Source organism: Paracoccus yeei ATCC BAA-599, assembly GCF_000622145.1.
GTDB classification, from domain to species: Bacteria; Pseudomonadota; Alphaproteobacteria; order Rhodobacterales; family Rhodobacteraceae; genus Paracoccus; species Paracoccus yeei.
Genome location: NZ_JHWH01000040.1, coordinates 1 through 13,402 on the forward strand (window position 1 = coordinate 1; position 13,402 = coordinate 13,402).

The 13,402-nt window shown below is 63.6% G+C and carries 11 protein-coding genes and 1 pseudogene; 4 read left to right on the forward strand and 8 right to left on the reverse strand.

Annotated features, from left to right (window positions below; all coding sequences use genetic code 11):
* Positions 1–165, forward strand: a 165-nt coding sequence (locus BU28_RS24915; RefSeq protein WP_143809745.1) for an integrase core domain-containing protein, incomplete at its 5' end; no start/stop codon positions are given.
* A gap of 301 nt (positions 166–466) precedes the next feature.
* On the opposite strand, the gene BU28_RS0116665 is transcribed toward BU28_RS24915, so the two are convergent.
* The 8 genes from BU28_RS0116665 to BU28_RS0116700 form a co-directional block, all read right to left on the reverse strand.
* Complete coding sequence (locus BU28_RS0116665) at positions 467–1,429, reverse strand: XdhC family protein (RefSeq protein WP_051578272.1); 963 nt, start codon at positions 1,427–1,429, stop codon at positions 467–469.
* A gap of 19 nt (positions 1,430–1,448) precedes the next feature.
* On the reverse strand, positions 1,449–2,681 hold the full coding sequence (locus BU28_RS0116670; RefSeq protein ID WP_028720464.1) for a benzoate/H(+) symporter BenE family transporter: 1,233 nt from the start codon (positions 2,679–2,681) through the stop codon (positions 1,449–1,451).
* A gap of 55 nt (positions 2,682–2,736) precedes the next feature.
* A complete protein-coding gene (locus BU28_RS0116675; protein ID WP_028720465.1) occupies positions 2,737–3,543 on the reverse strand; it encodes an enoyl-CoA hydratase/isomerase family protein in 807 nt (268 codons plus the stop codon).
* Positions 3,544–3,577: 34 nt separating this feature from the next.
* The gene (locus BU28_RS0116680) at positions 3,578–5,098 is read right to left on the reverse strand and encodes an AMP-binding protein (RefSeq protein ID WP_028720466.1); all 1,521 of its coding nucleotides are present in this window, start codon (positions 5,096–5,098) and stop codon (positions 3,578–3,580) included.
* A 2-nt stretch (positions 5,099–5,100) separates the two neighbouring features.
* Entirely contained in the window at positions 5,101–5,604 is a 504-nt protein-coding gene (locus BU28_RS0116685; RefSeq protein ID WP_028720467.1) for a (2Fe-2S)-binding protein, read from the reverse strand.
* Positions 5,592–6,431 carry an FAD binding domain-containing protein gene (locus tag BU28_RS0116690; protein WP_028720468.1) on the reverse strand — a complete coding sequence of 280 codons (840 nt, stop codon included), beginning with the start codon at positions 6,429–6,431 and terminating at the stop codon, positions 5,592–5,594. The genes BU28_RS0116685 and BU28_RS0116690 overlap by 13 nt, the downstream gene beginning before the upstream one ends.
* Positions 6,428–9,412 (reverse strand): xanthine dehydrogenase family protein molybdopterin-binding subunit, encoded by a 2,985-nt coding sequence (locus BU28_RS0116695; protein ID WP_051578273.1) that lies wholly within the window; start codon positions 9,410–9,412, stop codon positions 6,428–6,430. Before BU28_RS0116695 ends, BU28_RS0116690 begins: the two co-directional genes overlap by 4 nt.
* A gap of 118 nt (positions 9,413–9,530) precedes the next feature.
* Positions 9,531–10,370 (reverse strand): helix-turn-helix domain-containing protein, encoded by an 840-nt coding sequence (locus tag BU28_RS0116700; RefSeq protein ID WP_028720470.1) that lies wholly within the window; start codon positions 10,368–10,370, stop codon positions 9,531–9,533.
* Positions 10,371–10,610: 240 nt separating this feature from the next.
* Here BU28_RS0116700 and BU28_RS24920 point away from each other — a divergent pair, with 240 nt between their 5' ends.
* From BU28_RS24920 to BU28_RS0116710, 3 genes and pseudogenes are all read left to right on the forward strand, one after another.
* The gene (locus BU28_RS24920) at positions 10,611–11,021 is read left to right on the forward strand and encodes an IS66 family transposase zinc-finger binding domain-containing protein (RefSeq protein WP_081791440.1); all 411 of its coding nucleotides are present in this window, start codon (positions 10,611–10,613) and stop codon (positions 11,019–11,021) included.
* Position 11,022: 1 nt separating this feature from the next.
* Positions 11,023–11,895, forward strand: a complete 873-nt coding sequence (locus BU28_RS24290; RefSeq protein ID WP_158212807.1) for a helix-turn-helix domain-containing protein — start codon at positions 11,023–11,025, stop codon at positions 11,893–11,895.
* 1,264 nt (positions 11,896–13,159) lie between these two features.
* Positions 13,160–13,402 (forward strand): annotated as a pseudogene (locus tag BU28_RS0116710) (IS110 family transposase); the annotation flags it as partial.

The window sequence follows — 13,402 nt, forward strand, 5'->3', positions numbered from 1 at the left end:
GAAATGCTGAACGGGGAGGTCTTCTACAGCCTCCGCGAGGCACAGATCCTGATCGAGCAATGGAGGAAGCATTACAACACGAAACGACCACACAGCGCATTGGGCTACCGCCCACCGGCCCCGGAAACCATCGTCCCGATGGACCAAAGGCCCGTCATGCACTAACTTTTAACTTGGACCACTCAGGTGGGGCTGATCAGTGGCGGACCTCTCCGCCGCGTTCGCCTTGCGCAATCGCAACCGAGATCGTCGCCTTGTGGACATCAAGTTCGATAAACGTGCTACCCTGCATCTGGTCTCTCCCCCATTCTTGAGGCTCGGCGCCCGCCAAACGGGCGCAACCCTCGAACGGAGAATGCCGCGGGAGAGGCCACAGACCCAGTCAGATCAGGGGCCGATCATGGGGTCGAGAGCTGCCCCGGCCCGCCCAACTCTATGTTCCAGCCGAACGGCTGGCAGATTTCGATCATCCATCAGATTTCGAGGGGCATTGAGCCGGAGCAGCCTGCGCGAAGGTGGCCATTATCTCGGCCATGACCGACATAGCTAGGGCTTTCGGGTCACGAGACCCGGGGATCAGGCCCATTGGCCCATAGACTCGTGCGATCTGGTCCATGGAGGCGCCCCCCTCCTGCAGACGTGCGCAGCGCGCAGCATGGGTCGCACGGCTGCCCTGTGCACCAATATAAAAGGCGGGTGTCCGCAGCGCGGCTTGCAGGATCGGCAGTTCATAGTCGTGATCGTGATAGAACAGGGCCACGGCGGTCTGAGCGTCGATGAGCTCCACCTCGGTCAGGTTTCGCAGTTCTACCGTTCTGATCCCTTGGCGCGATGCTGCGGCCACTGTGCCACGGTCATGAGAATAGAACACATGCCGATATCCGAAGCTGCTCAGCAGATGCGCGAAGACGACGGGCTCGGCACCGGTTCCGAAGATGGCGAAGGAAATCGAGGGGGCGAAGGCGATGCTCAGGACGCTTGGAAGGCCCTCACCCAGATGCAGCCGATCCGCCTGGTCCAGCAGCAACGACACGTGCTCGCGGGCCCGCCGCAGGTGGCCAAGTTCGGCCAGCACGGCGCGGTCGCGTAGCATGAACACGCGAAGTTCCACGGCGCCGCCACAGGGCAGGGTCAGGTCCATGAAGGTTGATCCCTTGCCGTATCTTAGCGTTCGCCCCCGCCCCGACGCCAGAACCTCTTGCGCGTGCAGAACGATGTCGGCCTCGATGCAACCCGAGGTGATAGAGCCTGCGATCCGGCCTTCGGCGGAAATCGCCATGGCGCTGCCGACGCTGCGATAGGCGGGTCCGTCGACTTTTACCAGAACTGCGATGACGACATTTTCCTCCCAAGATGCCGCTGCGTCCCAAGGGTCGTGGAGGGCGGGGTGCAAGTTTTCGCACTGCACGCCCGGATCGTGTTGCAGCATGGCTTGCATCCTCACTGTGTCAGGCCGCCTGCGGCGCGGGCTTGCCGGTCCGGTCGGCGACAAGCGTCACCACCACCCCCGCGACCAGCGCCCAGAAGGGCGACGAGATGCCCAGCAGGTTCACGTTCGACATCGCCACCACCAGCGCGGTGAAGGCGCCGATTTGGTGGCCGCGCGCGGCGCCAAAGGCTTCCTGCAGCGAAGTAACCAGCACGCCGATCATCGCCAGCCCCGCGACCGCCATGATCAAGGGCGAAGGCAGGCGCAGGACAAGCGGCACAGCCACGGCGGCGAATAGGCCGAACGACCCGAACAGCACGCCATTTGTGACGGCTGCAGCATAGCGCCCTGCCTTGTCCTCGCCCGCCTGTTCGGACGAACAGATCGCGGTCATCGGCCCGGCGATGTTAGCGTTATGCGCCCCGACCAGCCCCGCGACGATCCCGCCGATGCCCGAAATGATGGTCATGGCGTTGACCGGCGGCTTGTAGCCCTCGGCCATCAGGACGCCGGTCGCCTGCGCGTTCTCGGCACCCAGGACCAGCACGGCAAGGGGAAGTGCGACGGCCAGCAGCGCGCCCAAGGTAAAGCTGGGTGCCGTCAGTTCGGGCGCGATGAAGCCCTGGTTCAACTCGGAGGCAACGAAGCCGCCGGTCAACCACGTGATCAAAAGGCCGGCGACAAGCGCGGACAGGACCGGGGGAACAGCCTTGACGAAGCGCATGGAGAGGAAGAACGCAGCGATGGCCCCGCCCACGATCAGCGGCATCTTCAGGGCGGCCTCGACAGTGCCGGTTCCGAAGCGGATCATCGCGCCTGCGATCATAGCCATGACGATGGGCATCGGCAACCACCGCATGATCCGGCCGACCAGGCCCGTCAGCCCCAGGACCAGCACCAGGACCCCGGCCATGATGAAGCTGCCGACGATCTCGTCGAAGGGAAAGCTTCCCATGGCCCCTGCCAGCATGGCCGCGCCGGGAATGGAATAGGCGCCAACCACCGGCATCTTGTAGTAAAGGGCCATGATCAGGCTGATCAGACCGCCGAAGAAATAGATGCCGAACAGCCAGGCAACGGTCTGTCCCTGCGACAGCGAGCCACTCTCGGCGGCGCCGATCACGACCAGCGCGGGCCCGGAACAGCCGAAGATCGCCGCGACAACGCCCGCCGACAGCGGCTTGACCCCGAACCAGGTTCGCAGGTCGCGCAGGCCGCTGGCAAAGCCGGGCCCCTTTTCGATGAAAGCCATGTTTTCTCCTCCCTAAAAAATGCGGGGGCGACCCGCATGTCGCCCCCGGTTCGCGTCAGCTGCCGACGAAGGCGGGCGCGCGCTTGGCGTGGAATGCCTCGACCCCCTCGCGGAAGTCGTCCGATGTGCGCAGGCGGCTGTAGCAGTGCCCTTCCAGCTCGATCGCGGTGGAGAGAAGGGCGTCGTCGGTGTCGTTCAGCAGCTTCTTGGCCGTCCGCTGGGCGATGGGAGAAAACTCCCGCAACTCCTGCACCAGGGCATCCACAGTTGCTTCGAGTTGATCATCGGCGACGACCTCGGTCGCGATGCCCCAATCATATGCCTGACGCCCCGAAATACGCTTGGAGCGCATTACGATGTGCTTCGTCCGCGTCACACCCACGATCTTCTGCAGCCGGGCCGATCCACCCGAGCCCGGGATCTGGCCCAGCTTCTGTTCGGGCAGTGCGTATTGCGTCGTTTCCGAGGCGATGCGGAAATCGCAGGCCAGCGAGATTTCGAAGCCGACCCCGAAGGCGTATCCCCGGTTTGCCGCGATCACCGGTTTGGAACAGCGTGCAGGCGCCGCAATGTTCCATGCCAGTTTCGAGACATGTTCGGGCGAGGCTTCCAGGAAACCGCGGATATCGCCGCCCGAGGAGAAATCCTTCCCATCGCTTCGCAGCACGACAACCCGCACGGCTGCATCCTCGTCCAGTTCCTCGAACACGAGGCGCAGCTGATCACGCGCCGCCATCGAGATGACGTTGTAGGGTGGACGGGACAGAATGATGTCCGCGCGTTCATTTGCAGCGTCGATTTCGACGCGGAAACCGTCCAGGGTGGCCAGTCGCGGGTTCTTGAAGTCATAGGTGGTGGGCATGTTGGGTGTCCTGTTCATGAGATTGAAAGATCGCTCAGGCGTTGGTCGGGAGCTTCTCAGGCTCGTATTCACCTGCAACGAGACAGCGGCGCAGCAGCTTGCCGACAGGCGACCGCGGGATTTCACGGACGAAAACATAGCTGCGCGGACGACGGAAATTTGCCAGGCCCGAATGCTTGCAATGCTCGTCCAGCATCTCGGGCGTCAGGGATGGGTCGCGCCGCCTGATGAAGGCGGTGACGACCTTGCCCCAGCGTTCGTCGGGCAGGCCGACCACGGCAACCTCGTCCACCAGCCGGTGCAGCGACAGGCAGCTTTCGACCTCGACCGGCGAGACGTTCTCACCCCCGGTGATGATCATGTCGTCCACCCGGCCGGTGACGAACAGGTCGCCTTCCTCGTCGAAAAAGCCGGTGTCGCCGGTCAGGTACCAGCCGTCGCGAAGCGCCTTGCGGTCGGCGTCGGGACGCCGCCAGTAGCCCTCGAACGCCTCATCGCCCTGCAACAGTGCGATGATCTGTCCTTCCTCGCGCGGGGCGGCCAGGCTGTCGACATCCTCGGCGTCCAGGCGGATGACGCGGATGATCTGGTTCAGCCCGGCCCTGCCCGCCGATCCCGGCTTGCGCGCCGCGGACTGGTCGATCGAGAAGGTATAGACCTCGGACGAGCCGTAGTGGTTCACGAACAGGTCGGGCTGGAACAGCCTGTCCAGCTGCGCGGTCAACCCGTCGGTCATCGGCGCGCCCGCATAGCCCAGCTTGCGCACGCTCCGCACCCGATCGGGCGAGAAGTCGGGGTTATTGACCATGTCGTGATACAGGGTCGGCACAAGGTAGAGATTGGTGATCCGCTCGTTCTCGATCAGGGCCAGGGCGGTACTGACGCTGAAGCGCGGCAGGCAGACGAAGGTACCGTTTATCAGTGCATGGGCCAGCAGCGACCGCACCCCCATCGTGTGATAAAGCGGCATGACGCCCAGCGTCCGTTCCTTGTAGGCGTAAAGGTTCTGTGCGACATGCGCGACCGCCGCGGCCCGTTCCGTGCGGTGCCTGCGCGGCACGCCCTTGGGCTTCGACGTGGTGCCCGAGGTATAAAGCATCAGCGAGATGCAATCCGCATCCGCGCGGGGTTGGGCGGGCGGGGCAGTTCGGGCCAGCGCCTCCTGGAGGTCGCGGAGGGTCAGGCGCTGCACCGTCGCGGCTTCGCGACAGGCGGCGACCGCGTCCGCCGCGATGTCGTCGAAGATCAGCAGCTGCGCCCCGCTGTCGGTCAGGACATGGGACAGATCCTCGGCGGTGGCGCGCCAGTTGACGGGGGTGATGATCAGCCCGGCGAACTGCGCTGCCCAGTGCAACGAGGCGTTTTCCCACCGGTTCTGCAACAGGGTGACGACGTGGTCGCCTTTTCTTGCCCCCAGGCCGTCCAGATACGAAACCAGCGCGGAAATCCGCCCATACCATTCCTCGTAGGTCAGCCGGACATCGCCATCGACGATGGCCAGCGCCGTCGGATCCCTGCTGACGGCAGCCAAGAAGCTGGTGCCAAGATCGAGCATTCTCAGTTTCCTCCCTTTCTTAACGTGTCGCGCGCGGCGAGGGCTGCGCGGACGATCGGCTCGTAGCCGGTGCAGCGGCACAGATTGCCGGACAGCGCGTCCCGGATGACGCCTTCGGACGCGTCTGGGTCAGCGGCCAGAAGCGCGTCCAGGGTCATCAGGATGCCGGACGTGCAGAACCCGCATTGCAGGCCGTGATGGTCGCGGAACGCCTCTTGCAGAACCGACAGGCGGCCCGTTTCCGCGGCAAGCGCCTCGACCGTGCGAATATTCATGCCTTCGGCCTGCGCGGCCAGGACAAGGCAGGCGCGGGCCGGGGCGCCGTCGATCTGGACGGTGCAGGCCCCGCAGACGCCGTGTTCGCAGCCGACATGGGTGCCGGTCAGACCGATCTCGTGGCGCAGGACGTCAGACAGCAGCATCCGGTTTTCCACTCGGACGGTCTGCTCGGTGCCGTTCACGCGGAAGGTGACTTCGTGGCGGGACGTGGCATTCAGGACTGGCATCGGGCGGCTTCCGCTTTGGCTTGGTGGATGACATGGCGGCCGAGGCGCCGGGTGATCTCGCGGCGATAGGCGGCCGAGGCGTGCAGGTCGTCACGCGCGTTCAGCGACCAGGCGATGTCGTTAAGCGCATCGTCCAACCCATCGTCCCGACCTGCGCCCAGGTCGAAGCGCCGCGCGACATCATCGACCCCGCCCACCGTCAGGCTGACCCCGTCGTCCGAGGCGACGGCGGCTACGGCCACGATGGCAAAGTCGCCGTGGCGCCGACCGATTTCCTGGAAGGCGAAGCCTGTTCCCGGCGCGGCGGTTGGATAGCTGACCGCCTCGATCAGCTCGTCGGGTTCGCGCGCGGTGGACATCATGCCCAGGAAGAAATCCTCCGCCCGGACCGTTCGCGCCTTTCGGCGGGTCCGCAGGTGGACCTTGCCTTGCAGTGCGATCAGGCACAGGGGCAGCTCGGCACTGGGATCGGCATGGGCTATCGACCCGCAGACAGTGCCACGGGCGCGTGTCTGGACATGGCCGATAAAAGGGATTGCGCGGGCCAAAAGGGGCTGCTTGCTGACAAGGTTCGGCAGTTGCTCCAGCTGTGCCTGGCGGACGGCGCAACCGATGCGGAGTTTACCTTTCTCCTCCTCGATCCGCGCAAGGTCGGGCAGCCGCGCCGCGTCGATCAGCACCTTGGGCTTGGCCAAGCGCATATTCAGCATCGGGACCAGCGTCTGCCCCCCGGCGATCACGCTGGCGTCAGACCCGTGTTCGGCCAGCGCGTCCAAGATCTCCTGCCGCGACTGCGGGCGAACAAAGGAAAAGCGTGCGGGTTTCATCTGCGCCCCCGGAAAAGAAGGAAAATCCGTTTCAGGAAGGACGGGCGGACTGTCCCGCCGCCGCCTGCGTGCCGCGCCAGACTCTGGAAGAACTGGCTGATGATGACGCGCGCCGCGCCGTCCAGAAGACGCCCCCCCACCGAGGCGACCTTGCCCCCGACCGTTGCGACATAGGAATAATGCAGCCGCGTGCCGCCGCCTGGCAGGTCGGACAGCCGGATGACCCCGGTGCCCCCTCCCGAGCCCAGCCTTCCCGTAACGGCTCCCGTCAGTGTCACGCTATTCAGGTGGTCGATGTCGGACAGCCTGACGTCGGCCTCGTATTTATCCTTCACCGGACCCACGCCCAGCGTCACGGTCGCGGTAAAATGGTCCGGCGACAATTTCTGCACACCATGCGCGCCGGGAATGATGGCGGCCAGCGTCTCGGCTTCCAGCAGCATGTGCCAAACAGCTTCACGCGGGGAGGAGACGTCAGCCTCACCCTCGCCTGTCAGCGCCCGCTCGCCCGGTTTCGCCTTGGCCTTCACAGGTTTGGCGATTGGCTTTGATGGCGGACGTTCCTCCCCTCCGATCATCGCCAGCACCTTGGATGGTGTGATGGGAAGTGTGATGTTTTCGCACGACAGGGCGTCGGCGACGGCATTGGCGATGCAGACGGGGGTTGACATACAGTTGCCCTCGGCCACGCCCTTGGCGCCCAGAGGCGTGAATGGCGAGGGCGTTTCGAAATGCAGGATCTGGATGTCCGGGGTCTCCATGACCGTCGGGATCAGATAGTCGGCCAAGGTCCCGCTTTCGAAGGATCCGTCCTCGGCATAGACAAATTCCTCGTAAAGTGCGGCGCCGACAGCCTGCAGGAAGGCGCCGCGGATCTGACCGTCCACCATGCCGGGATGCAGAATGCGCCCGCAGTCATGCATCGACACATAGCGGTCGATCCTGACCTGCCCGGTCAACCGGTCGATCTCTACCCCGCAGAAGTCGAAAATGAACCCATGGCAGAGCGAGGAATTCACCTCGTCCTTCTCGTTTGGCGCAGTGAGTTCCGGAGGTGACCAGAAGACCGTCTGGCTGATCGCCTGGCCGATGCCCTCGGGCAGGGTACCGGGCGCCCAGTGCGAGGTACCCGCAAGCCGGCCGAAGGGGATCGCGGCGGCGGGATTTTCGCGGTCGAACACCTTGCCCCCGGCGAAGGTGATCGCCTCGGGGCCGCAGCCCAGTTGCTGCGCGGCCATTTCAGCCAGCTTTCCGCGAAGCTGCTGCGCGGCCAGGCTGACGGCGCCCGCGACGGCGGCGGCAAAGCGGCTGGAATAGTTGCCTGCCGCGATGGACCAGGGGTCGCGGCTGGTGTCGACATCGACGATGGCGCGGATGTCGCCCATCGGCAGGCCCAGGATGTCGCCCACCACCTGCGCAAGCACCGTCCGGTGGCCCTGTCCCTGCGGGACCGAGGCCGTCTTGACAGTCACCGTCCCCATCGGATCGACGGTGATCGTACCGACCGCTTGCGCGCCGTTCTTGGGGCCGGCCTTGGCCCGCTGGTCGGGAGTCAAGACCGTGGTGATATAGCCCATGTTCGAGACCGAAGGCTCGACCGCCACGCAATAGCCGACGCCGTAAAGCCGCCCCTCGGCCCGCGCCGCGTCCCGAAGGGCAAGAAGCTTGTCCAGTTTTCCTGCATGCGCGGCGGTATAGAGGGCCTTGCTGTAATCCCCGGAGTCCAGCAAGGCGCCCGTCGCGGTGCGATATGGAAAGTCACCTGTTGGGACCAGGTTGCGGCGGATCAGTTCTAGCGGGTCGATGCCCAGTTCCAGCGCGATCTTATGGACAAGCCGCTCCAGGGCGAAATAGACCTGCGGTCCACCAAAGCCGCGGTTCAGCCCGGTCGGGGTCTTGTTCGTCAGCACGACCCGGTTGCGGATCGACACGTTGCGGATCGCATAGGCACCCGTCATGTTCCCGTGCATCCGGTACAACGTCGCCGGTTCCGGCGCGCGCAGATGGGCCCCGCAATCCTCGACCTGATCCCATTCGAGCGCCTGGATTCGGCCTGTCCCGTCCACCGCTGCCGAAAGCGTCGTGACCCGGTTGGTTGCAGACACCGACGCCGACAGATGCTCCAGCCGGTCCTCGATCCACTTGACAGGGTAGCCCGCCACCTTGGCCGCGACACCTGCCAGGATGACATAGGGGAAAACACCCTGCTTGACCCCGAACGACCCGCCGCTGTCTGGAGGCGTCCTCAGCCGCAGGCGGTTGCCGGGCACGCCCAGCGAACGCGCGATTACCGTGTGGATCGAGAACGGACCCTGGAAGTTCGCGGTAATGTCGAAAATGTCCTCGGACGGCAGGTATTCCGCAACGACGCCGTAACATTCCATAGGGGTGCACGAGTTGCGGGGGTAGGTGACCGAGATCGACACCCGGTGCGCTGCCTCTGCAAAGGCAACATCGGGATCGCCATAGCGGAAGCTGCGCTCCGAGATCAGATTGCCCCCCAGCGACGGGTGCAGCACCTCAGCCCCCGGGGCGAGCGCCTCCATCGGATCGACCACGGCGGGCATGGTCTCGTATTCGACGCGGATCAGGTCGACCGCATCTTCGGCCACATAGCGGTCTATGGCCACCACCATTGCGACCGGCTCTCCGACATAGCGGACGCGGTCGCGGGCCATCGGCCATGCCTCGACATCCGCCTTGACGCCCACCGTCATCGACCGGGTCAGCGCAGCGACATCATCCCCTGTCAGGACGGCAACGACGCCGGGCAGCGCGCGAGCGTCTTTGGTGTCGATGGAGATAATCTTGGCGTGGGCCTGATCCGCCCTTAAAAAGGCGATGTGTCGGGTATCTTTTCGTTGCGGCAGATCATCTAGGTATCGCCCGTTTCCGGTCAGCAGCGTCGCATCCTCGACACGCGCGACGCTCTGACCGACCAGCGTTCCTGCGTCACCGACAAGAGATGTCGTGTGTAACAATCCTGCATTCCTCCCCTGGCCGAGGCGTGAACCTCGGTCTTCTCAGAAGGATGCAAGTTGCCCGCGGACAAGACGATATCATACTGTCCGCGGGCTTACCCAGTTGTCTCATTATTTATTATTCAGCGACCGCGCTGCGCCAAGTGGTCGGATAGCTGCCAGCATGATCGTGGAAGAAGCGCGAGAAGTGGGCGGGGGCAGAGAAGCCTAGATCGTCGCTGATCGACAGCATCTTCGCATTCGGCTGCGAAACAATGGAAATCGCTCTCTCGATCCGCACTGCATTGGCGTAGAGTTTCGGTGGGATGCCGATACTATCCTCAAACATGCGGTAAAGATGCGCGCGGGAAACTCCTACTTTCCGCGTCAGAGTGCCGACGTCGCTATAGATCGCGGGCTCTTGCGAGATCAGCGACAGGGCACGCCGCACGGGGGGCAGCAGCGAGCTGCCCCGGGCAAGTTCCCTCAGCGACCGACGCAATGTCTGCTGATCAGTAAGGGTGCACACGAGATGCTTCATTAGCTGTGACAAGCAGGCCACGTGTTCGGCTGTCTGGACAGGATGTAACACCATCAGTTGCGCCAGCTCCCGTACATAGGAGCGGGCCGTCCGATCGAGCAGGACATGGTTTCCTGAAAAAATCTGCGTGTTGGGCATATATTGCCAGTCGAAGCAGTAAGATGCCAGCCACGCGGGCTCGATATAGAAAGCGAGGATGATGGTGGGGGGCTTCTTCGGGTCGTGGACATAGGAATGAGGCTCCCATGCGTTCATGACGACGCCCAGTGTATCGGTTAGTGCGACATTTACACCGCGCACCTCGAAAAAGGTGTCGGCTCCTTCGGCTTTCACCAAAAAATGGACATGGTGGTGCGCATGCCGAACCAGCGGGCGGTCCATGTCGAGCAGACACACGCGTCCGAACTCTCCCCGAATGACACGCAAAGCATTGGACAATTCTCGCCCCCTTTCCGCTGCCAGCATGGATATGTAGTTAATTCCTGCGGCAAATGCAACAAAACTGCTACTTGTTCAGTCCCGGCATCGGGCGCACCGGTTCGGGATCTCGTCCGAGACGGCGGAGCAGCTTCAGTTGGCCCTTGACCAGCGAGATCGCCGCCGCCGCGATGACGGCTGCCGGACATCGAGGAGAAGGAAAGACCCAGACGCCGTCCGATCCCGGACCACATCCCCCGGATGGAGGTCGAACTGACCCCCAGGGCCAATGCCTGCGCTGATTGTGGCGGGCGCCCGCGCCGGATCGCTGAGAATGTGACTGACGAACTGGAATATGCCCCCGGGCGGTTCATCGTGAACCGGATTGTCTGTCCGCGCCTGACCTGTTCTTGCTGCAAACGCTTCGTGCAAACGCCGCTGCCCTCGCGCCCGATCGAGCGCGGCCGCCCAGGGCCGGGTCTCTTGGTCCATGTGCTGGTCGGCAAGTATGCTGATCATCTACCACTCTATCGCCAGAGCCAGATCTTTCGACCGGGAGGGGCTCGACCTCAACAGATCGACCCGGGGCGACTGGGTCGGCAAATCCAAACCCCGCCGCCCGCTGTAAACTATCCTTTGCTTTTTGCTGCCCGTAATGCAAACGATCCTTGACATGGATACTCTTCTGGCAGCCCGCCGCGCGCGGGGCATGACGCAGGGCAACGTCGCGCGTGCGACGGGGATCAGCGTGCCGACGTTGCGGGCGCTGGAACGGGGCGAGGGTGGGCTTGGCCCACTGGTTGCGGTCATGAAGGTGCTTGGCCTGCGCTGGGGATGGGTTCCACATGGCGAGGATGCGGCGGCTGCCCTGGCGGGGCGGCGCAAGGCGCGGGGAATCAGCCAGGCGGAACTGGCACGGCGGATCGGCTGCAGCCGACCGACGCTGATCGCCCTGGAGCGCAGGCTCGCGGGCAGCGTCGCGACCTTGGCGCGGGCGCTGCAGGTTCTGGGGCTGCGGCCAATGCTGCGCGGCGTGGCACCGGTCGGGCGCGGCCTGGTGCCGGCCCAGAACGCGCCGGCTCGGGACCTGGTGATGACGCCGCCGGAACTTGCAGCCGCGGTAATCGGGCATTTCGCCCCGGGCCTGAGCGGCAGCGTGCTCGATCCGGCGCGGGGGCAGGGGGCGTTCCACGATGGCTTTCCGGCCCATCTCGATCGGCACTGGTGCGAGATCGGCGAGGGCCGGGACTTCTTCGACTGGCGCCAGCCGGTGGATTGGGTGATGACCAACCCGCCCTGGTCGCGGCTGCGGGAGTTCACCCTCCATGCCATGCGCATCGCGCCGGACATCGTCTGGCTGGCGCCGCTGACCAACCTGACGACCAAGGCGCGGTTGCGCGATCTCGAGGCGCACGGCTTCGGCATCGCCGAACTGGTGAAGATCGACACCCCGAGAGGTTGGCCGCAAAGCGGGTTCCAACTGGTCGCGGCGCATCTGCGCCGGGGTCACGCCGGCAGCTGGACGGTGTCGCGGCTGGGGGTGTGAGGCCTCGTGCATGGCTCTGGCGGTGAAAGCGTCGGAGCGGCGCATGAGGAAATGAACAGGCCTTCAAATCTTCAATCGAACATGCCGCGCCAGGGGTGCGTGAGAATGACAGGACCGGACAGAGGTTTGCCTGGCGCTGAGGCCATTCCGGCGGCTGCCCTCGCTTGCCCGGCCAGGAGGACCGCCGATGCCGGAGGTGCTTTCCCTGATGACCTGTCTTTCTCCGCGCCGCTTGCGCCATCGGCGGGGCAGAAGGCCGAACGCAGGTGATGTTCGTTCTTGGAAGGTGAGGTGAGGGGGCCTGCCGGACACGGCCAGCGCGGAAACGGCCCCACACACACGGGTCGCCCAGAAGATCCTCCGGTGTGGGGTTGAGGGCAAGGATTTTCTCGACCTCGCTCTCGGTCATGAGCAGGTTCGCCAAAGGGATCTGATGAGAGCGACACGCCGGAAGAGGCCGCGGGATATCTGCCGCAATCCTGATCCTGTGTAGGAGCATACGGTTTTTTATCTGCGCCAATCAAATAAGATACCGTCAGAGACAAACTCCCTAGCGTCAACCTGCGTAAAAAATAAGACATGTAAAGTCAGGAAGCTGCGCGCTAGAAAAAGGATCGGCGAGATCGTAGCTGAGCACTAGTTGCGGAGGAATTATATCAGGGAATGTGAAATGAGAAATAGGCGCACTTTAAGGCCAGCTTCGACGACATCTAGTTTGCGAGTGGCAGTTGTGTCTGCAAAATCACCGTGACGATGCTGGGCAGAGAATGCCAAGCTCGTTTAGTTAAAAACTATAAATTTGGCGCTTTCCGGACGAAAGGCCGTAGCAAGTTATCTGGCTTTGATCATTTTCCCGTCTTGCGGATTTTCCGTATATCGAAAATATGAGTCTCGCTCACAGGTAATGGTTCGACTGATGGAATGCGGCGCGCATCGAAGTCATGGCTATGAGTTATGCGATAATGACAGGCAGGGCCTTCGGGAATGCATCAGGAAAACAGGGCTTTTGAAGGCTGCAAAAGAGCTTGTGGCTGGCGTGCGTGAAATAGTGCCTGGCAATGGGCATGACAAGATGCCTGATATATTCCAGTCATCTCCTTGAGGCAGCATCGGCATCGTGAGCTGCCGTTGGAACCTCCGTTCCAACTTCAAGAACATCGATTTCATGGCGATTGGTTCCAGTGGGCTCTGATGATGTGACCGCCCCCCCGACGGCTTCGCTGTGCCAGGGTGGGTCTGGGACGATCCACAGAGGGGAGAGGTCATGTCGGAGATTACCACGATCGGGCTCGATCTTGCGAAGCATGTGTTTCAGCTTCACGGGGCCGACGCTTCTGGGCGAGCGGTGCTGCGCAAGAAGCTTCGGCGGGACCAGGTGCTGGCGTTCTTCAGCCAGCTACCATCCTGCGTCGTCGTGATGGAGGCGTGCGGTGGCGCCCATTTCTGGGGTCGTGAGATCGGGAAGCTGGGCCATGAGGTGCGGCTCATCCCGCCGGCCTATGTGAAG

Excerpts from the sequence above, each read along its gene's own strand:
- BU28_RS0116665 (WP_051578272.1), bottom strand. The coding sequence starts at position 1,429 with ATGCTGCAACACGATCCGGGCGTGCAGTGCGAAAACTTGCACCCCGCC.
- BU28_RS0116670 (WP_028720464.1), bottom strand. The coding sequence starts at position 2,681 with ATGGCTTTCATCGAAAAGGGGCCCGGCTTTGCCAGCGGCCTGCGCGAC.
- BU28_RS0116675 (WP_028720465.1), bottom strand. The coding sequence starts at position 3,543 with ATGCCCACCACCTATGACTTCAAGAACCCGCGACTGGCCACCCTGGAC.
- BU28_RS0116680 (WP_028720466.1), bottom strand. The coding sequence starts at position 5,098 with ATGCTCGATCTTGGCACCAGCTTCTTGGCTGCCGTCAGCAGGGATCCG.
- BU28_RS0116685 (WP_028720467.1), bottom strand. The coding sequence starts at position 5,604 with ATGCCAGTCCTGAATGCCACGTCCCGCCACGAAGTCACCTTCCGCGTG.
- BU28_RS0116690 (WP_028720468.1), bottom strand. The coding sequence starts at position 6,431 with ATGAAACCCGCACGCTTTTCCTTTGTTCGCCCGCAGTCGCGGCAGGAG.
- BU28_RS24920 (WP_081791440.1), top strand. The coding sequence starts at position 10,611 with ATGGAGGTCGAACTGACCCCCAGGGCCAATGCCTGCGCTGATTGTGGC.
- BU28_RS24290 (WP_158212807.1), top strand. The coding sequence starts at position 11,023 with ATGGATACTCTTCTGGCAGCCCGCCGCGCGCGGGGCATGACGCAGGGC.